The sequence below is a fragment of the bacterium genome (genome assembly GCA_030652805.1).
Lineage (GTDB): Bacteria > JAHJDO01 > JAHJDO01 > JAHJDO01 > JAHJDO01 > JAHJDO01.
Genome location: JAUSPT010000032.1, coordinates 1 through 19568, shown reverse-complemented (window position 1 = coordinate 19568; position 19568 = coordinate 1). Strand labels below are relative to the sequence as shown.

Here is a 19568-nt window from a genome sequence, read left to right as displayed (position 1 = left end):
GAATAATGGCAAAATATGATATTGGAATAATTGGTGGAGGACCTGGTGGTTATGTTGCGGCGATAAGAGCAGCGCAGTTAGGAGCAAAGGTTTGTGTTGTTGAAAAGGATGGAGTGCTTGGAGGAACATGTCTTAACAGAGGATGTATTCCCACAAAAGCTATTCTTCATTCTGCAAAGATATATAGGACTTTTAAAAATACAGAAAATTTTGGCATAAATATTTCTGATATAACCTTGAATTATGAAAAGATAATAAATAGAAAGAATCAGATTGTTAACAGGCTAACAAAGGGTATAGAATTTTTGTTTAAGAGTAATGATATTAAAATAATAAAAGGGAAAGGAGAAATTGCATCTTCAGGAATAATAAAAGCAACAGATAATTCTGAACAATTTGAAGTAGAGACAGATAATATAATAATAGCAACTGGTTCAGAACCTATGAAATTGGCTAATATTCCAACAGATGGGGAGATAATCCAGACAAGCAGAGAGGTTCTTTCTTGTGAGAATCTGCCCGGAAGTATTTTAATAATAGGCGCAGGTGTTATTGGTTGTGAATTTGCAGATATTTTCAATTCTTTTGGAGTCAAAGTAAGACTAGTTGAGATGATGACTCATATACTACCGGAAGAAGATAATGAAATTGCAGGTAAGCTTGAGAACATTTTTAAAAAGAAAGGCATTGAAGTTTTTACTCAGACAAAAGTTAATAAAGTAGAGAAAAGAGACTCTGCAGCAAATGTATATTTGTCAGGAGATAAGACATTTGAAGTAGATAGAGTGCTTGTTGCTGTTGGAAGGAGTTCAAATATTTCTGGAATTGGATTAGAAGAGAATCAAATAAAACTGGATAAAAATAGAATTCTTGTAAATGAGTATATGCAGACAAATATTCCACATATTTATGCGGTAGGAGATATTACGCCAGGCCCTATGCTTGCGCATGTTGCTTCAAAGGAGGGAATTGTGGCTGTGGAGCATATAATGGGTATGGATTCAAAAATGGATTATAAGGCTATACCATCCTGTGTTTATACAGATCCTGAAGTAGCAGGAGTTGGTTTAACTGAGCAAAAAGCAAAAGAAACTCATGAGATAAAGATAGGCAGATTCCCTCTAATGGCAAGTGGGAAAGCAATGTGTATAGGAGAGACAGAAGGCTTGGTTAAAATTATAGCTGACAAGGATACGGATGAGATTTTGGGAGTGAGAATGATTGCTCCTCATGCAACAGAACTGATCGCTGAGTGTGTGCTAGCAATAAAGGCTGAATGTACATACAGGGAACTTGCAGAAACAATCCATGCACATCCAACACTGTCTGAGGCAGTTATGGAAGCAGCAGAGGATGTAGATAATATTGCTATAAGTTTGCCTAAAAAGCACTGAATTGATTTTTTGGTTTGTATATCAATTGTTAGGTTATTAAATAGATAATAAGAGAAAGGAGAATTGTCTTATGGCTAATTTACCCAAAAGGATCCCGCGTGTTGCACCAAAGTCCTATGAATATGTGAAACAAGTTCTTGATTTTGGATTTCACAATTCCCATTCTGTGGGCATGACTGCTAGGCTCGAGCGTGAATTTGCGGAACGTTTCGGACAGACTTACGGCATAGCTCACTGCAACGGCACTGCTACAATGCAGAGCGCGCTTATGGCCGCAGGCGTTGGGGTTGGTGATGAGGTAATTGTTCCGACTTTTACTGTGTTTTCAACTCCGGCGGCAGTGTTGCACTGCAATGCTATTCCGATAATTGTTGACGTAGATCCTGATACATGGACTATCAGTATAGACGCCATCCGCAAGCACATAACGCCACGAACACGAGCAATTATTCCTGTTTCCATCTGTGGATTGCCAGCTGATATGGATCCAATCATGGAATTAGCCGAAGAGCATAACCTTGTTGTTATTGAAGACAATGCTCAGAGCATATTGGGTTACTACAAAGGACGCGTAACCGGCTCCATCGGCCATTTTGCCAGCTTCAGTTTTCAGTCTTCTAAAACACTGACCTGCGGTGACGGCGGTATCTTGATCTGTTCAGATGATACACTGGCGCTTGCGGCTAGGAAGGCAGCTACCATTGGATTTAAAGATCTTACTCTTAAACCGGGCGATAATGTAGTCTCGGAACAGTTGCGTTGCCAACCGAATTACCAGAGACACGATAGTATAGGCTGGAACCAGCGTCTGCCTGAAATAGCCGCTGCGGTAGCGCTAGCTGAACTTGAGCGTATCGATGAACTGGCAAAGATGCGCACATACAGCGCTAATGTATTTGACAGTGTCGTTAATGACTGTGAGTGGATTGTTCCTCAGAAAAACCCAGAAGGGTACGTCAATGCTTACTGGAACTACGCAGCAAGGATCACGCGTAATGATATTGTGTGGTCAGACTTCTTAGCCACTTTTATTGAGCTTGGAGGCGACGGTTTTTACGGATCATATCAACCTGTTCATCTTGAACCTGTTTTCGCAAACCTGAACAAGTCCGTTGATGAGAACAAGGATCGTTATCCTCAGCTCGCAGGCAAGCTACCCCGCTATGAGCGTGGAAGTTGTCCTGTCTGGGAGAAAATCCAGCCATGGATCATCATGCTGAAAACCAATTATTTTGATACTGTTGAAGCGGATCGTCAAGCGGAAATCTTCGCAAAGACCATCAAACGTTTTGATTAAAAGCAGCGTCCTTTATAATGGCAGTATTATTGTAACCTCTACCATGATGTCAATGCTCTCTATTGCAATTATTCTTGCGTTTGTATAAGTTGAAATATAATTTTGCTGCAAAGTTCAGAAATCTTTTGGAACGACGAAGCAATCTGAGCTATGGTAATATTAAAGTAGAACTAAATGTTCACTGATTAATGTTAGAAGGTCGACGGAATGAAGTTGGTATCCGACTGGCACATCCATTCACAGAACTCATGCGACGGGGCTTGCATGACAGTCTCAGATCTTGTTCGTGAAGCAGAGGAAAAGGATATTTGCGATTTTGGATTAACGGATCATTTGCACACTCCGTACAACCTGGCCGATATTGCCAGGTCTCGAGAGGAATTCCTGTTCACCGCCCCTTCCTCTCGTTTTCATTTCGGGGTTGAGGCGAGTTGTGTGTCGCAATGGGAACTTGACGAAATCGCGAGCGGTCAGCACGATAAGCCTGTCTACGGCTTGCGTTCGGGTGGTCAACAAGGATGTTCCCTTGCGATAGGAATCACTGCAGAAGACATAGCGAAATACCAGATCGAATACGTAATCGGCGGCACACACTGGCCTATGTACGTTCCGATGGAACGTAAGGCCGTGATCCGAGATTATCACAGACAAAACATGTTTCTAGCAACTCATCCCCTGGTAGATATTGTCGCACATCCCTGGTGGTGGATGGGACACTGGAAAGACGAAAATAACAATTATCCAGCAGAACCATGGTTTGATGACTTCAGCGTGATTCCGAGATCCATGCATCGAGAGTTCGCCGCAGCGGCGATCAAGCATAATACGGCGGTCGAAATCAATATCGGGGCAAATCTGTTGAATCCACACTATCCAGAAGGATTTGTCTCCCAATACCTGGAATATCTGGCTGAACTAAAATCGCAGGGAGTTCGTCTCAGCATCGGTTCAGACTGCCATACCGCTCACTATGACATTGATTTTGAGAAAACCAGCCAGATGTTGGAGAGCGCGGGAATCACGGATGATTTCTGGTGCTTGGAGCCGAGAACTGACAAGAAAAGATCTTCTAACAAGACGGTTGGAGGCGACGCCTGACAGCGCGCCTCAGACGCACGTTATAAAAAAATAATTAAAAATTATGAATAGATTTTGTGACAAAGAGGAAGGGCATTTAGATGAAAGCAGTATGTAATGTGTTAGACATTGGACTTAAGGATTATATGGAAGTTTATAATCTTCAAAAAAAAATACTGTCTGAAAGGATTAAGAATGAGATTCCAGACACACTTATATTAACAGAACATCCTCCAACATTTACAATAGGCAGAAAAGGCGGCAGGGGAAATATCCTTGTCAGTAATGAGGTTCTGAAAAAAAATGGAATAAAAGTTTACGAGGTAGATAGGGGAGGGGATATAACCTATCATGGGCCTGGTCAGATAGTAGGTTATCCAATTATAAATCTTGCACAATGGAACAAGGATATACATCTTTATCTGAGGAGCTTAGAAGAGGTAATAATTAGATTCTTGTCGCATTTCAAAATAGCGGCTGGCAGAATAAATAATTACACTGGCGTTTGGATAGAAAATGAAAAGATTGCGGCAATAGGTATTGGCGTGAGTAAATGGACGACTTTTCACGGATTTTGTATAAATATTAATCCGAACAAGGAACATTTTAGGATGATAACTCCGTGTGGTATAAGAGATAAAAAAGTAACGTCTCTGGATGAATTAACAGAAAAACAAACTGATATGCAGAAAACAAAACAAATTCTTATAACTGAATTTGGGAATTGTTTCAGTAGAGATATGAGATATGCATAAAAGATTACCTGATTGGCTCAAAAAAAGAATACCTGATATAAAGGCTACAGAAGAGACAAGGCATATTCTTAAAAAACTAAGCTTAAATACAGTATGTGAAAGCGCAAAGTGTCCCAATATAGGCGAATGTTTTTCTCGTCATACTGCGACTTTTATGATACTCGGGGATGTTTGCACGCGAAACTGTAGATTTTGTGCAGTAAAGCATGGCATCCCTTTGTCAGTTGATAAAAATGAGCCGAAAAGATTAAGCAAGGCGGTTTATGAATTAAGATTAAAATATGTTGTTATAACTTCCGTAACAAGAGATGATCTCAAGGATTATGGAGCGGGCCAATTTGCAGATGTTATAATGGATATTAGAAGCAATATCCCGGATGTTGTAATAGAGATTCTTACGCCTGACTTTAAAGGCAAAGAGGATTGTGTAGAACAGGTTGCTCGGAGCAAGCCTGATGTATTTGGTCATAATCTCGAGACTGTTCCAAGTTTATATGAGAATGTGCGGCAGGAAGCAAATTATAGAATATCTCTTAATTTGCTTGGAATGATAAAAGAGTTTGATTCAAAAATAGTCACTAAATCAGGTATAATGCTGGGGCTTGGAGAAACAAAAAAAGAAGTTTTAAGAGTTATGGACGATTTAAGCAGCGTTGGCTGTAATTTATTAACGCTCGGTCAATATTTATCTCCGTCACAAAATCACTTTCCTGTTAAAGAATTTATTACGCCTGAAATGTTTGAGGAATATAAAAAATTTGCCGAAGATAAAGGTTTTATTATTGCTTCAGGTCCTTTTGTCAGAAGTTCATATAAGGCAGATGAGCTGTTTGCATCTGCAAGCTGAGACGTTATTGTTATTGATTGCAGGAGTAGTTATGTTATATAATCCGTAGCAAGAAATTTTGGAATAATTTAAAGTATGAATAATAGCGTGGATTTTATTTTGCCGGAACTTGGAGAGGGGATTGAAGAAGCAACGGTTTCCTTTTGGATGTGCGAAAAAGGGGATAATATAAACAAAGGAGATGATGTAATTGAGATGCTGACAGATAAGGCTACGTTTAATGTTCCTGCGCCAGTATCTGGTGTTTTGAAGGATATTCTTGTCAAAGAGGGAGACATAGTCAGGGTTGGACAGAAGATGGCAGAGATAGGAGAATAGTTAAATGCAAAAATTATCTGATAGAATAAAAAGCATAAAGCCATCAGCTACATTAGCTATCAGTGCCAAAATAAAGACATTGCGCGCGCAAGGGATAGATGTAATTGGTTTTAGTGCTGGAGAGCCAGATTTTGATACTCCTGAATATATTAAGAATGCTGCTATATCTTCAATAAAGAATGGCTTCACAAAATATACACCTGCTTCAGGAACATTGGAACTTAAGAAGGCAGTTTGCGATAAGTTTGGAAATGATAATGGGCTGGATTATACGTCGGAACAAGTTATTGTCTCATGCGGAGCAAAGCATTCCCTTTATAACCTCATTCAGGTTATGTGTAATCCGGATGATGAGGTTATTATCCCTATACCATATTGGGTTAGCTATCCTGATATGGTAAAGCTTGCCGGTGCAAAACCTGTTTTTATACAAGGCGTTGAAAAGAATGCTTTTAAAATCTTACCTGATGAATTGGAGAATGCTATAACAGAGAAAACAAAAATTCTGATTATTAACAGCCCTTCAAATCCATGTGGAACCGTGTACTCAAAGGATGAATTAATGGAGATTGCAGATATTGCTTGCAAACATGATATTTATGTAATTGCAGATGAGATATATGAGGAAATAATTTATGACGGTATACAACATATTAGCATAGCGTCTTTGAATAGTGATATTAAAGAACGCACCATAGTAGTAAATGGAGTTTCAAAAACCTATTCCATGACAGGATGGAGAATTGGCTACGCGGCTGGAGATACAGACATAATAAAAGCAGCAGGCAAACTTCAGAGCCAGAGCACATCCAATCCGACATCCATTTCTCAAAAAGCGGCTTTAACTGCCATACAGAAAAAAACAAACGATGTTGCTAAAATGGTAAATGAGTTCGGGAAAAGACGCGATTATATTGTAGGAAGATTAAATGATATGGACAATGTCTCATGCCAGAAGCCGAAAGGGGCTTTTTATGTATTCCCGAATATATCTGCGTATTACGGGAAAGAATATAATGGCAACAGAATAAATACAGATATTGATTTTTGTAATTTCCTGTTGGACATTGCCAAAGTCGGCGTTATTCCTGGATCTGCCTTTGGCTCTCCATACCACATCAGGATGTCATACGCTACATCAATGGAGAACATAAAAGAAGGTATTGATAGAATGGAATCCGCATTGAAAGAATTGAGATGACGAATATTCTTACAGATGTTCTTGATGAACTTCAGGATAAAGAAACTATAAAAGCTGTTCAGGCTGGTAGAATGGCTATAGCGGATGGAACAAAAGGTATCCCCGTAGAGAATCTCTTCAAAAGAATAAGACTGAAGGAAGATGACTATTGATAATATGTTACATGTCTTTGGAATAAATAGGATGTGCCCCTGATTTAATCTCAGGCATGTATTTAAAATGATAAGATTATGTGATACAATTCAGTTAGTATTCAAGGAGTAAAAAATATGTTAGACATAAAACCCTATGAAGGAAAAGTTAGTAAAATTTGCAATGAATTGCATCTTAAAAAATTAGATTTATTTGGGTCAGCTACAAACGATAACTTTGGAGCAGGTAGTGATATAGACATAATTGTTGAATTTGCTCAAAAAGAAAACGACAATCTTTTTGATAGATATTTTGAGCTTAAAGAAAGATTAAGAAATGTCTTCCATAGATCCGTAGACATTATAATTGAAGGGTCGGTTAGAAACCCATTTTTAAAAGAAAGTTTAAATCGTACGAGAAAGAATATTTATGTTGCTTGAAATCAAAAAATATCTTTATGACGTAAAACAAGCCATTGAAGAAATAGAATCTTTTCTAAAAAATAAAACCAGCAGTTTATGATAAAATAACGGAAAGGGAGGCAAAATGTGCAGAGTAAAGTTGGTAAAAGAACAGACAGAATGGCTATTAAAATACAAAGAAGAGGCAATAGGTGTTTCTAGCATGCTTCCTCAAAATAAAATTAATAAAAATACTAATGTAAAAATAGTAGCCAAGCTATTAGATCATTCTGAAAAGCTAAACTCTAAAGAAAAGGGTATATTGAAAAAATGGAGAATGGAAGGGGTATTATGAAAAATGAACTGAAGGGCAAGAAACTCTGGATTGCAATAACTCTCATATGTTCTTTTCTTCTTAGTTCCTGCGGTCTTCTCTCTGGAGATGTTTCAAAAAAAGTTAAGATTGGTATGTCCCAAAGTGAAGTTATGTCTCTTTGTGGTGCACCTACACGTAAACGCATTTCTCATTCTACTTCTTTTTCTGGAATAGAAGTAAAAGAAGAATGGTGGGTTTATAAAGGGATTTTAAAAGTTTATTATGTTAAGTTCATTTATGGCAGAGTATCTGCAGTACACGAAAATGATTGATTAATGAATAAATAGGGACATATCCCATTGTGATATCGTAATACTAAGGTAAAAGCGAAGTGACTAATAGGCTGAAAAAAGGGGAAGGGTATAACAATGACCGTTCAGTTGGTAAAAGAAAAAAAATATAGTGGGCAGTATGTAGCACTTAAAAGCTTTGAAGACGATACAGTTATTAGTAGCGGAGATCATGTTAATGAAGTTTATGAAAAAGCTGCTAAAAAAGGGCATAATGATCCTGTCATTATATATGTACCTAAAAAAGATATGGTTCAAGTTTTCTAATGAAATCAGTGGAGACCGGGATGAAAAAGGTTGGGCTTATAGGGTTTGGAACAATAGGCACAGGTCTTGTAAAAATAATTCAGCAGGAGAAACAGGTAGAGTTAAAACATGTAGTGGATTTAGATATCACAACGCCTAGATCTGTGAAGATTAATAAAGCTTTACTCACTACTGATGTAAACAGAGTGTTGAATGATCCCTCAATTGATATAATTGTAGAGTTAATAGGAGGCATACAACCTGCAAAGAAGTTTATACTTACTGCACTAAAAAACAAGAAACATGTTGTAACGGCTAATAAAGCGCTTCTTGCGATTCATGGTGATGAGATCTTTCAGGCGGCAAAAGATAAAAATGTGTATATAAAATTTGAAGCAAGTGTCGCAGGGGGCATTCCTATTATAAAAGCTGTCAGAGACAGTTTCCGTTCATCAGATATAACATCTGTTTTAGGAATAGTTAATGGAACATCTAATTTTATACTTAGCAGGATGTCTCTGGATGGTCAGACTTTCTCCGCGGCATTAAAAGACGCTCAAGATTTAGGGTATGCGGAAGCTGACGCATCTCTTGATATAGACGGTGTTGATTCTGCTCATAAAATAGCAATTCTCAGCTCTATCATTTATAGAACAAGGGTTGATATGGGGCACATTTATGTAGAGGGAATCAGAAATATAACTTTAGAGGATATTCAATACGCTGAGGAATTAGGATATGTAATTAAACCGCTAGCCATAGCAAATAGAGAAGAAAATAAGTTGGATGTTCGTGTGCATCCAGTTCTAATTTCCAAGGGACATTTACTTTCTTCTGTGTCCGATGTGTATAATGCTATATATTTACGTGGCGACAGTATCGGAGAGATGATGTTCTATGGGCTTGGGGCAGGACAGATGCCAACGGCCAATGCTGTTTACTCAGACATTATTGACATTGTTGGAAAGATGAGCGCAAAAAGCAATGTAATGGATGATTATTCCTTTACCAATCGTTTAGATATTAAAGAAACATCAGAGAATAAATTAAGGTATTATATTAGATTCTCAGCAGTAGATAAACCGGGTGTCCTTGCGAAAATTTCCGGCATATTGGGCAGGAGTAAGATTAGTATAGCTTCAGTAATCCAAAAGGATAGAAAACAAAGCGGCGCTGTTCCAATTATTATGATGACCCATGAGGCAAAGGAAAAGGATATTTGCTTAGCAATAAGAGAGATTGATAAGTTGGATATTATTAAGAGAAAAAGCGTGATCATACGAGTTGAAGATTGATGCTTGACTACATTATATCAATAGACCAGTCAATTTTCCTATTTATTAATCAGCATCTCTGGAATTCATGTATGGGATTCGTAATGTTCACATTGACGCAACTAGGAAATGGTTTTTTCCTAATCCCACTTATAGTAGTAAGCATATTAATCTTTGACAGAAAAAATGCTTTATTAATACTCGTCATATCACTAATTACTATCTTTTTGGGAGGCATAGTTGTTCATATCTTGAAAGAGCTTATTCAGAGACCCAGGCCATTGTCTCAATTTATGGATATGAATATATATGGACAAAAATTATATGTAGGCTCATTTCCATCAGGCCATTCTCAGACTGCTTTTTCAACGGCTGCAGTGTTGTCTGGTTATTATAAAAAATGGCTATTATTTTATTTATTGGCTTTTCTGGTTGCATTCTCCAGAGTCTATATAGGAGTTCATTATCCATTAGATATAGTTGCAGGCAGCATGATCGGTTATCTATCAGCAAAACTAATTTTAATAATAAGTCAAAGATTAGATTTTAAGAAAGCGAGTTAGCTTATGTGGAATGGTGTTATAAATCAATACAGAAAATATCTTCCTGTGTCTCGAGCTACTCCGATAGTAACGTTAAATGAAGGTAATACTCCTTTAATTTTTTCTGAGAAGCTTTCAAATATAACAGGAACAAGAGTATTTCTAAAATTTGAAGGAGCGAATCCAACAGGTTCTTTTAAAGATCGTGGAATGACAATGGCAATTTCAAAGGCGTTGGAGAAGGGCGCAGAGGCAGTAATGTGCGCATCAACAGGCAATACTTCAGCATCGGCCGCTGCATATTCTGCCAGAGCGGGGCTGAATTGCATTGTATTAATTCCAGAAGGTGCAATTGCAATGGGCAAGCTTGCTCAGGCGCTTATCCATGGCGCAAAGGTTATTGCCATTAAGGGGAACTTTGACAATGCTCTCAAACTAGTCAGGGAGATAACAGATAATTATCCTATCACTCTGGTAAATTCCATAAATCCATATAGAATAGAAGGGCAGAAGACGGGTGCTTTTGAAGTCTGTGACCAGCTTGGTGGAAGATCGCCGGACTTTCATGCAATTCCAGTCGGAAACGCGGGAAACATTACTGCGTACTGGATGGGATATAAGGAATATAAGGAAGCAGGTAAAATTAGAAATCTTCCTAAAATGCTGGGCTTTCAGGCAGCGGGAGCAGCGCCCATTGTAAGAGGGGAGATTGTTCGTAATCCTGAGACTATTGCAACTGCAATAAGAATTGGTAATCCGGCAAGCTGGAAAAAGGCTGAGGAAGCAAGGGATGAGTCATCAGGACTAATATATGCAGTTACAGATGATGAGATTCTCGAAGCCTATAAATTACTGGCAAAGGAGGATGGGGTTTTTGTTGAACCAGCCTCAGCAGCAAGTGTGGCAGGGATAATTAAATTGGCAAAGGATGATTATTTTAAAAAGCAGCAGAATTCAGCTAATCATTCAGAAAAGATAACAGTTTGTGTTCTTACTGGTCATGGTTTAAAGGATCCGGATCGCGCAATAGGAAGCGTTGAGAAACCTATAACAGTAGAACCGAACATAAATAGTATATTAAGAATTATAGGAATATAAATTATGAGTCTTATTGTGCAGAAGTATGGTGGAACGTCAGTAGCAAATGCAGAGAGAATCAAGCATGTAGCGAAACTGATTGTTAAGGCTAGAGATAGATATGATAATGTGGTAGTAGTCGTTTCTGCTATGGGGAAAACTACTGACAATTTGATAAAAATGGCAGCAGAAATAACAGATTCTCCATCAAGACGAGAGATGGATATGCTCCTTTCTACAGGAGAACGAATCTCAATAGCACTAATTACAATGGCTATACACTCTTTAGGATATGATGCAATATCCTTTACAGGGTCTCAGGTAGAAATAATTACTGACACATCCCATACAAAGGCCAGAATCTTGAGGATTGGAGCAAAGAGAGTAAGAGAAGAACTTAAAAAAGGAAAGATTGTAGTTATTGCGGGATTTCAGGGAGTAAGTATTAATAATGATGTAACAACCATGGGACGTGGAGCTTCAGATACGAGTGCTATTGCAATTGCTGCAGCTCTAGGCGCAGATGAGTGCGAAGTATATACTGATGTTGAAGGAGTCTTTACATCAGATCCAAGGGTAATTCCACAGGCAAAGAAGATTAAAAGCATCACTTATGAAGAAATGCTGGAAATGGCAAGCCTTGGGGCAAAGGTAATGGCGCCGCGTTCAATGCAGATAGCTCAGCGATTTAAAGTACCGCTTCATATACGATCCAGCTTTATTAACAAAACAGGTACAGTGGTTGTATCAAAAGAGAGGGGAAAAATGGAAGAGGCATTAGTTAGAAGTGTTATATTAAACGAGGATGAGGCAAAGATATCAATTATTGGTATTCCAGATAAGCCTGGAATTGCAGGAACAATTTTCAATAATATAGCAGATGAAAATATAAACGTAGATATGATTATTCAGAATATAAGCGCAAAAGGAGTGGCCGACATATCTTTTACTGTTGCAAAAGAAGATATAAAGAGAACACTTGATGTTACTGATAAATTAAAAAGCACTGTTAATCCTAAGAAAATAGAATGTGATAAAAATATAGCTAAGATTTCAATAGTAGGTATTGGTATGAGAACCCATGCAGGTGTTGCTGCAAAGATGTTTCAAATACTTGGTAAAAATAAAATAAATATCAGAACAATAAGCACGTCTGAAATAAAGATTTCATGTTTGGTGGATAAGAAAGAAGGCAAAAAAGCCGCACGAGTCCTTCATAAAGCGTTTGAATTGGATAAGACAAGGTAAATCTTGCTGTAGTGGATAAAAATATGGAGAAGAAGATGAAAAGAACAGGAATTGTAAAACGTGATACAAAAGAGACCAATATTGATCTAAAACTTGTTCTAGACGGTAAAGGAAATGCAAATATAAGAACGAAGATCCCTTTTTTCGATCATATGCTTACATTAATGACAAAGCACGGTTTGTTTGATTTGAATATAAAGGCATGTGGGGATATTGAAGTAGATGATCACCATACAGTTGAAGACATAGGAATATGTCTTGGTGAGGCGCTCAGAAAGGCTCTTGGAGACAAGAGGGGCGTGAAACGCTTTGGATATGCAAGACTTCCAATGGATGAAGCACTTGGAGAAGTTAGTGTTGATATTAGCGGCAGAGCTTTTTTTGTTTTCAATGTGAACGCACCGGCAAAAAGGATAAAAAGGTTTGAGGTTCAGCTTGTAGAGGAGTTTATGCGCGCATTTGTAAATACTGCTTTGATTACACTACATGTAAATCTTATATACGGGAAGAACACTCATCACATATATGAATCTATTTTTAAGGCACTGGGAAAAGCACTGGATGAGGCGACAGCAATAGATGCAAGACAGAGAGCTATTCCATCTACAAAAGGCATTCTTTAATGATTGTAATTCCTGCTATAGATATATATCAAGGGAAAGTAGTTCGACTAAAGCAGGGGAGTTTCAGCGATTTAAAGATTTATGGAAATAGTCCTCTGGAATATGCTCTCAAGTGGGAAAAAGAAGGGGCAGAGAGAATCCATATTGTTGATTTGGAAGGAGCAAAAACAGGCAGCATTAAAAATCCGGATATAATTACTTCTATATGTAAAGCATTGGAAATCCCTGTCGAAGTAGGAGGAGGGATAAGGGATATTTCTACTATAGATACATTGCTAAAAAATGGAGTAAGATGGGTAATTATTGGAACTCAAGCATGTGCTTCTTCTGATTTTTTAAAACAAGTTTACTCTGAATTTGGCGAAAGAATAATTGTTAGCATAGATGCAAAGGACGATAAGGTTGCAGTTCAAGGGTGGCAGAAGGCATCAGAATTTACAGTTGAAGATATAATTGAAAAAGTTGAAGATATAGGAATTAAAACAGTTATTTATACAGACATAAGTAGAGACGGTATGTTAACAGGTCCTAATTTAGAAAAATTCGGACACCTGATTAATAGAAAAACAGTAAAAGTTATAGCATCTGGAGGAATTTCTTGCCTAGATGATATTAAAAAATTAGCTTCAATAAAAGACTTGATGGGAGTAATAGTTGGGAAGGCGCTATATGAAAAGAGATTTGATTTTAAAGAAGCTTGCAGAGCAAGTGAAGTTTGATAAAAAAGGATTGATTCCTGCAATAGTTCAGGATTTTAAGACCTCAAAGGTTTTAATGATGGGATATATGAATAAAGAGTCTCTGGAAACAACACTTAAAACAAGAAGAACATGTTTCTGGAGCAGGTCAAGAGAGAAGTTGTGGATAAAAGGGGAGACTTCAGGACATATTCAGAAAGTAAAAGATATCCTTATAGACTGTGATAATGACACGCTTCTTATAAAGGTTGAGCAGATAGGTGGAGCATGTCATACGGGCTACAGAACATGTTTTTATAGAAAGTATGATAAAGATGGTTTTACAGTTGTAGAAAAGGAGCTCTTTGAGCCAGAAAAAATCTATAAGAAAACTTAATCAGTTGAAAAAACAATTCTTCCGTTTACTAATGTGTGTTCTACTTTGAAGATATAATCTCCTTGTTCTCCGGAAATAGATCCAATAGTCAAATCTGCCTGTTTGTTCTTCTCAATAACACCTCTGGAATCTAGCCCAAGCATATTGCAGTTATTTGTAGAAAAGATTTTAGCCATAGATACGAGAGCTCTTTCAAGGTCTAATGCAGGGTGTCTTCTTATCCATATCCCTTCCATTTTTCGTGTTAGCCATGACAATAAATTAGAGAATGCCTTATCTGTTGTGAGTACACTTCCGAAAAGAGTATTTTCTTTTCCCTTAACAGCCAAGTAATCTCTATTATCACTCACTGTGCCTTTAACTCCAAAAAATTCAAATTCTTTAACTTTGTTTTTACCGGTCAGAAACATAGAGTCTGTTACAGCAATAATTTTTGTATCAGTTTTTCTGCTTATTGCGTCTCTAATATAGGCCGGGCTAACATGATAGCCATCCAAAATAAGTTCTGCATAAATTTCATCATTTTTCAGAACGGCTTCGGCTGCTCCTCCTCCATTAAACGGTTTATAGGAAGTGTTTGTAGGTCCATTCATAAAGTGTACAAAGTATTTCAATCCTGCTTTTATAGCTTCTTCAATCTGGAAGCAAGTCGCTCTTGTATGACCTGTCCCAACAACAATGTTGTTGTTTACAAGGTGTTTTATAAGATTAATAGAATCTTCTCCATATTCAGATACAATGTTTGCCAATTTAATTGCGCCTGATTCATTTATTTGGTTAAATATTTTTTTATTTGGTTTAAACACATAAGTAGGGGACTGAGCGCCTAAAAAATCAGAGCTTATAAAGGTGCCTTCAAGAAAAGCTCCATACAAAAAAGCTCCATGCAATCCATTGCTTTTGCTCTCCATGAATTTTTTTAGGTATGCAAAGCAGGTTTGTAAATTTTTTATCGGAGCTGCAGCTGTTGTAGGAAATGCGTAAGTTACTCCTTGCTTTGCCTTTTCCATTGCAAGCATAGCAATGCCTTCGGAAAAAGCTTTCTCAGAGTCATCGAATGATCTTGTTTCAGGATTGTATTTGCCTAATGTAAAATCAAACAGATTACAGCCGTGAAAATGGATATCAAAGAAACCCGGGAATATATATTTTCCTTCAGCATCGATTATCCTATCAGGAGACTGATTTTGGGATTCAAAATATATCTTGCCATCTTGTATATATAAATCAGCCTTTTCTATTCGGTTTTTAAGAATTGCACTTCCATTTTTTATTTTTATCATATTCAGTTACTTTTAATAAGACTTAGAGCTTCTGCGCGTGTTTTACTGTTTTTCCTAAATATTCCTCTCACAGCAGAAGTGACTGCGATTGCACCATGTTTTTTAACACCTCTCATTGTCATGCATAAATGCTCTGCTTCTATTAGAACAATAACGCCTTGAGGCTTCAATATTTCCATGAGTGCATCAGCAATGTTTGTGGTTAATCTTTCCTGTAGTTGAGGCTTCTTGGCAAACAGATCAACAGCATGGACTAATGTATTGAGGCCTATAACTCTGTTACCTTTTGGAATATATGCAACGTGAGCTTTACCTGTGAAGGGGAGAAAATGATGTTCGCACATTGAAGCAAAGTAGATATCTTTCACAAGAACAATCTCATCATGGTCTTCTTGAATAGAGACTTTTAATTCTTTTTTGGGGTCTTTACGCAGTCCTGCAAATATTTCTTCATACATTTCTGCAATACGTTGTGGTGTTCTAATGAGTCCTTTTCTTTTTGGATTTTCTCCAACAGCCTCAAGGATCGCTTTTACTGCTTCAATAATTTTTTTATGATTTACTCTCACAATTAAAGGCTCCTCATTTCGCTATTTTTTCAATGTCACTGTTACTTCCTACTACAACAAGCACATCATTTTCTACAAAAATATGATTTGGGTCTGGCACGCTGTGAATTTTTTCTATAGTTTTTCCATCTTGGTCTACACCCTGCTCTTTGATTGCTACAACATTTACTTTGTATTGGTCTCTTAGATGTAGATCGCGCAATTTTTTATGTAGAAAACTTGGTGGGGTTTTGATTTGAACCAGGCTGTGACCGTTTGTGAGAGGAATGTAATCCAGGATACTTGACATAAGCAGATTTTGTGCAATTTTTTTCCCCATGTCATCTTCAGGTGAGACAATCCTATCAGCACCAACCAGTTTTAATATTTGGAATTGTATATCGTTCGCAGCTCTGGATATTATCTGCTTTACTCCGAGCTTTTTTAATAGGACAGTTGTAAGTAGATTTGCCTCAAAAATTTCGCCAATACAGACTAATACACTATCAACTCTATTTATTCCCTGTGAAACTAAGTTTTCTTCAATTGAGGAATCCATTCTTACAGCTAATGTCACTTTATCCTTTATAGCTTCTATCTTTCTAGGATCTTTATCAACAGCAATCACCTCTGCATTCCCCTCAGCAAGTGTAACGGCAACTCTATAGCCAAACATCCCAAGTCCTATTACTGCGAATTTTTTCATTGTTTTCTCCTCTAATTATCCAATAATTACTTCTTCCTCTGGGTATGCATATATAGCCTTTCTTCTCTTTCCTGTAAGCGCCAGAGCCATAGCCAGAGGACCAATCCTACCAGTAAGCATTGTGATTATAATTACTAATTTGCCTGATGTAGTTAAGTTAGGCGTTATTCCCCTTGAAAGACCTACTGTGCCGAAAGCAGATATTTCCTCAAACAAGATGTCCATAAAACTTGCTCTTTCTGTAAGTAGTAATATTACAATACATGTCGTAATAAATATAGCAGAAACAAAGATAATTCCGAATACTTTGTTTAAAGAATGCCTGGGTAGACTTCTCCCAAATATCTCTACCCTTTGTTGCCCTTGAATAAATGATCGCAAACTTACTACTGCGATTCCAAGTGTGCTTGTTTTAATTCCACCTCCTGTAGAGCATGGAGAAGCCCCTATGAACATAAGAATCATGAGTATAAGACAAGACGCATTCGCTAATCCACAAATATTTATGGTGTTAAATCCTGCAGTTCTTGCTGTTATAGATTGGAAATAGGATATCATCAACTTCTCCTTAATTGAATATGAACATAACAAATTCCTGTTTTCAATTAAGAAGAGAATAAGTGTGCCACTAATTATTAAGATAATACTGGTAATTAGAACTAATTTTGTATGAACTTTTAATCTGGCTGGTTTTTTTCTCAATTTAAGGTTAATAACTTTAATGATATCAGTAATTACTATAAAACCGAGTCCGCCTAGTATAATTAAAGAGGTAATTATAAGATTAAAAGCACTGGACTTACTATAATTTGCGAAGCTATTCTGGAACAGTGAGAATCCAGCATTGCAAAATGCAGAAACTGCATGAAATACAGAGAAATAAATAGTTTTTTTTATGCTTATAAAATCCCCTATCCAAAATAGATATAGAGATATTGACCCTATAATCTCTATTGTGAATGTGATAAGGAGAATGGATACGAGCATATGACCTATTTTGTCAAGAGTTTCATAATTGAGAGCATCTCGCATAACTAAGCTTTCATTTAGACTCATATTTCTCAGAATAATAGAAAAGAAACCAACCATAGTCATAAGGCCAAGTCCACCGATTTGAATAAGAGCGAGAATAATGAGTTGTCCAAAAAGTGTAAAAGTGTTTGATATATTAACCACAGTAAGTCCTGTAACACACGTTGCTGAGGCAGCCGTAAACAAAGTGTTCATAATACTGAGGTCTATGCCTGGCTTCCTGGATTGGGGCAGCAGTAATAAAAGCGTTCCCATGGCAATGATTGTGATAAAGCTTAAAGCAACTATTTGTACGGGTTTTAGACCAAGTTTGGCTATAGCTTTAAAGAGATTTTCTTTAACCACTGTTGGTTAATTTCACAGGTAGTTTTGTGCAATTTTGTATAAGTAATCAATCGCTGGTTGAATAAACTGTGGTATTGCAGTGTCCTTTATGCAGAACAAAAGCAATATAATAGAACATGTCGATATAATAAGAGAAAGTATTACAACGGTTCCTATAAATTTTGATTTCTCTTTTTTATCCAACTTTTTAGGAGGATGTTTTAGAAATTCAGGCTTTTCTTCTTTCTCGCTTCTTTTTATATTAATGTCTTGTGTAGTTTCTGGAGGTTTTATTACATTAGTAGATCCACCGTCCCTAACTAACGCTTGACTCACTTTATTGCTTGTTTGGACTTGAACACTTTCTTGTTTAGGAGGCTCAATATTTATACCGGAACTCTGTGTTAGCTCAGGTCCCTTCTGAATACTTTTATCTTCCATGATTGGTTTTGCTTTCTTATCTTCCATTATTTTTGTTCTCCTTTTAGCTACTCTTCTGTAGGATCTCGATTCAAAAGTTGGACTGTGTCGCCATCTTTTATCTTTCTTATATTATCGAATGCATCTATTTTGGAAACCATTATTGTATTATATATTCCCTTGATTGTAATCTTGTCTATGAGACTATCATTGCGAAGGACAACAAGTTTCTTGCCTGTGTGTCTACTTATGTCACGCTCAAAGTCTATAGCAATTATTCCTGTTTTTCTATCAATTTTCAGGATCTTTCCTATCATATTTTCATTAAACACAGGCACATCTTTTCTTTCTTGTTTCTCCCCAGGTACTTTCTTTTCAGAAATTTCCTTGCCAAGAAGCCTAGCAATACGCACTTCAATAGCTATCCTTTTTGCTGATTCTTTTTCTAACTCTTTATTAAGATTTTCTTTCTGGGATATGAGAGAACTAATTTGTGAATCAGCTTTGTCTAACTGAGTCTTATAGTTATCCTTTATTTGAATTTCTTTTTTTATATCATCTGTTAATTGGGCTGTTTTTTGTTTTTCTGATGTTAGAGCTGTTTTGTATCTATCGCGTTCTATCTGTGTTTGTGCTAACTGTTTTTCGAGAGAAATTTTTGTTGCAGTCATGTTTTTCAGGTTTTCCTCTACCTTTGCCTTAGCTTCTTTTGTTTTATTTAGATCATCAGTGAGATTTGCAATTTGTCTTTTTTGGTCCTGGTTTCGTCCTATTATAATCATAGTAGCAACTGCAAATAAGAGAGACACTATTAAAAGCAGAACAACACCAGTCTTCATCAATTTGCCCATATTCCCCTCCAACATTTGATTTTTTTAAAAACTTTAAAAAGCTTCAAATTTACAAGCAATCTATCATAGTTTAATTTAATGTGTCAAGTTCTTGTGCTGGCTGGGCACATAGGTAACACTTTTTGTTTAAGATTCTCATTGTGATTCTCAATATATCTCATGGGTGTTAAATAATCAAGCGCTTGATGAGGGCGATTAAAATTGTACTCAATCAGCCAATTTGTTACAGCTG

At 37.0% G+C, this 19568-nt stretch carries 25 protein-coding genes; 19 read left to right on the top strand and 6 right to left on the bottom strand.

Translation table 11 applies throughout. The annotated features are described in order from the left end of the window. Nucleotides 1–5: 5 nt before the first annotated feature. The 19 genes from lpdA to hisI all read left to right on the top strand — a co-directional run bounded on the left by lpdA (nucleotide 6) and on the right by hisI (nucleotide 14172). Complete coding sequence (gene lpdA / locus Q7J67_02590) at nucleotides 6–1394, top strand: dihydrolipoyl dehydrogenase (protein ID MDO9464170.1); 1389 nt, start codon at nucleotides 6–8, stop codon at nucleotides 1392–1394. A gap of 70 nt (nucleotides 1395–1464) precedes the next feature. Continuing rightward, nucleotides 1465–2691 carry an aminotransferase class I/II-fold pyridoxal phosphate-dependent enzyme gene (locus Q7J67_02585; protein MDO9464169.1) on the top strand — a complete coding sequence of 409 codons (1227 nt, stop codon included), beginning with the start codon at nucleotides 1465–1467 and terminating at the stop codon, nucleotides 2689–2691. A 264-nt stretch (nucleotides 2692–2955) separates the two neighbouring features. Further along, nucleotides 2956–3789 carry a hypothetical protein gene (locus Q7J67_02580; GenBank protein ID MDO9464168.1) on the top strand — a complete coding sequence of 278 codons (834 nt, stop codon included), beginning with the start codon at nucleotides 2956–2958 and terminating at the stop codon, nucleotides 3787–3789. 80 nt (nucleotides 3790–3869) lie between these two features. Continuing rightward, nucleotides 3870–4523, top strand: a complete 654-nt coding sequence (gene lipB, locus Q7J67_02575; protein ID MDO9464167.1) for a lipoyl(octanoyl) transferase LipB — start codon at nucleotides 3870–3872, stop codon at nucleotides 4521–4523. Further along, nucleotides 4516–5370 carry a lipoyl synthase gene (gene lipA, locus Q7J67_02570; protein MDO9464166.1) on the top strand — a complete coding sequence of 285 codons (855 nt, stop codon included), beginning with the start codon at nucleotides 4516–4518 and terminating at the stop codon, nucleotides 5368–5370. The genes lipB and lipA overlap by 8 nt, the downstream gene beginning before the upstream one ends. Before the next feature lie 75 nt (nucleotides 5371–5445). After that, the gene (locus Q7J67_02565; protein ID MDO9464165.1) at nucleotides 5446–5688 is read left to right on the top strand and encodes a lipoyl domain-containing protein; all 243 of its coding nucleotides are present in this window, start codon (nucleotides 5446–5448) and stop codon (nucleotides 5686–5688) included. Nucleotides 5689–5692: 4 nt separating this feature from the next. Continuing rightward, nucleotides 5693–6889, top strand: coding sequence for a pyridoxal phosphate-dependent aminotransferase (locus Q7J67_02560; protein MDO9464164.1), 1197 nt, complete (start codon nucleotides 5693–5695; stop codon nucleotides 6887–6889). Beyond that, nucleotides 6886–7041: a hypothetical protein gene (locus Q7J67_02555; protein MDO9464163.1), complete on the top strand. Its 156-nt coding sequence runs from the start codon at nucleotides 6886–6888 to the stop codon at nucleotides 7039–7041. Before Q7J67_02560 ends, Q7J67_02555 begins: the two co-directional genes overlap by 4 nt. A 117-nt stretch (nucleotides 7042–7158) precedes the next feature. Continuing rightward, nucleotides 7159–7461, top strand: coding sequence for a nucleotidyltransferase domain-containing protein (locus Q7J67_02550; GenBank protein MDO9464162.1), 303 nt, complete (start codon nucleotides 7159–7161; stop codon nucleotides 7459–7461). A 106-nt stretch (nucleotides 7462–7567) separates the two neighbouring features. After that, nucleotides 7568–7777, top strand: coding sequence for a hypothetical protein (locus tag Q7J67_02545; protein MDO9464161.1), 210 nt, complete (start codon nucleotides 7568–7570; stop codon nucleotides 7775–7777). Further along, complete coding sequence (locus tag Q7J67_02540; GenBank protein ID MDO9464160.1) at nucleotides 7774–8070, top strand: DUF2845 domain-containing protein; 297 nt, start codon at nucleotides 7774–7776, stop codon at nucleotides 8068–8070. The genes Q7J67_02545 and Q7J67_02540 overlap by 4 nt, the downstream gene beginning before the upstream one ends. Nucleotides 8071–8166: 96 nt before the next feature. After that, nucleotides 8167–8355, top strand: a complete 189-nt coding sequence (locus Q7J67_02535; GenBank protein ID MDO9464159.1) for a DUF5678 domain-containing protein — start codon at nucleotides 8167–8169, stop codon at nucleotides 8353–8355. 20 nt (nucleotides 8356–8375) lie between these two features. Then, complete coding sequence (locus Q7J67_02530) at nucleotides 8376–9629, top strand: homoserine dehydrogenase (protein ID MDO9464158.1); 1254 nt, start codon at nucleotides 8376–8378, stop codon at nucleotides 9627–9629. An 83-nt stretch (nucleotides 9630–9712) separates the two neighbouring features. Further along, a complete protein-coding gene (locus Q7J67_02525; protein ID MDO9464157.1) occupies nucleotides 9713–10171 on the top strand; it encodes a phosphatase PAP2 family protein in 459 nt (152 codons plus the stop codon). Between the two features lie 3 nt (nucleotides 10172–10174). Further along, nucleotides 10175–11248 (top strand): threonine synthase, encoded by a 1074-nt coding sequence (thrC, locus tag Q7J67_02520; protein ID MDO9464156.1) that lies wholly within the window; start codon nucleotides 10175–10177, stop codon nucleotides 11246–11248. Nucleotides 11249–11251: 3 nt separating this feature from the next. After that, nucleotides 11252–12475 (top strand): aspartate kinase, encoded by a 1224-nt coding sequence (locus Q7J67_02515; protein MDO9464155.1) that lies wholly within the window; start codon nucleotides 11252–11254, stop codon nucleotides 12473–12475. A 35-nt stretch (nucleotides 12476–12510) separates the two neighbouring features. Further along, on the top strand, nucleotides 12511–13098 hold the full coding sequence (gene hisB / locus Q7J67_02510) for an imidazoleglycerol-phosphate dehydratase HisB (protein ID MDO9464154.1): 588 nt from the start codon (nucleotides 12511–12513) through the stop codon (nucleotides 13096–13098). After that, nucleotides 13098–13817 (top strand): 1-(5-phosphoribosyl)-5-[(5-phosphoribosylamino)methylideneamino]imidazole-4-carboxamide isomerase, encoded by a 720-nt coding sequence (hisA, locus tag Q7J67_02505; GenBank protein ID MDO9464153.1) that lies wholly within the window; start codon nucleotides 13098–13100, stop codon nucleotides 13815–13817. Before hisB ends, hisA begins: the two co-directional genes overlap by 1 nt. Continuing rightward, nucleotides 13768–14172 (top strand): phosphoribosyl-AMP cyclohydrolase, encoded by a 405-nt coding sequence (gene hisI / locus Q7J67_02500; protein MDO9464152.1) that lies wholly within the window; start codon nucleotides 13768–13770, stop codon nucleotides 14170–14172. The genes hisA and hisI overlap by 50 nt, the downstream gene beginning before the upstream one ends. On the opposite strand, the gene Q7J67_02495 is transcribed toward hisI, so the two are convergent. From Q7J67_02495 to Q7J67_02470, 6 genes are read right to left on the bottom strand one after another with little or no spacing between them, the layout of a single operon-like run. Beyond that, nucleotides 14169–15455, bottom strand: coding sequence for an amidohydrolase family protein (locus tag Q7J67_02495; GenBank protein MDO9464151.1), 1287 nt, complete (start codon nucleotides 15453–15455; stop codon nucleotides 14169–14171). The genes hisI and Q7J67_02495 overlap by 4 nt on opposite strands. Nucleotides 15456–15457: 2 nt before the next feature. Beyond that, a complete protein-coding gene (gene folE, locus Q7J67_02490) occupies nucleotides 15458–16027 on the bottom strand; it encodes a GTP cyclohydrolase I FolE (protein MDO9464150.1) in 570 nt (189 codons plus the stop codon). A 10-nt stretch (nucleotides 16028–16037) separates the two neighbouring features. Further along, complete coding sequence (locus Q7J67_02485; protein MDO9464149.1) at nucleotides 16038–16709, bottom strand: TrkA family potassium uptake protein; 672 nt, start codon at nucleotides 16707–16709, stop codon at nucleotides 16038–16040. Between the two features lie 15 nt (nucleotides 16710–16724). Beyond that, complete coding sequence (locus Q7J67_02480) at nucleotides 16725–18086, bottom strand: TrkH family potassium uptake protein (GenBank protein MDO9464148.1); 1362 nt, start codon at nucleotides 18084–18086, stop codon at nucleotides 16725–16727. A 12-nt stretch (nucleotides 18087–18098) separates the two neighbouring features. Continuing rightward, a complete protein-coding gene (locus tag Q7J67_02475; protein ID MDO9464147.1) occupies nucleotides 18099–18533 on the bottom strand; it encodes a hypothetical protein in 435 nt (144 codons plus the stop codon). A 20-nt stretch (nucleotides 18534–18553) separates the two neighbouring features. Next, nucleotides 18554–19336 carry a hypothetical protein gene (locus Q7J67_02470; protein ID MDO9464146.1) on the bottom strand — a complete coding sequence of 261 codons (783 nt, stop codon included), beginning with the start codon at nucleotides 19334–19336 and terminating at the stop codon, nucleotides 18554–18556. Between the last annotated feature and the right edge of the window lie 232 nt (nucleotides 19337–19568).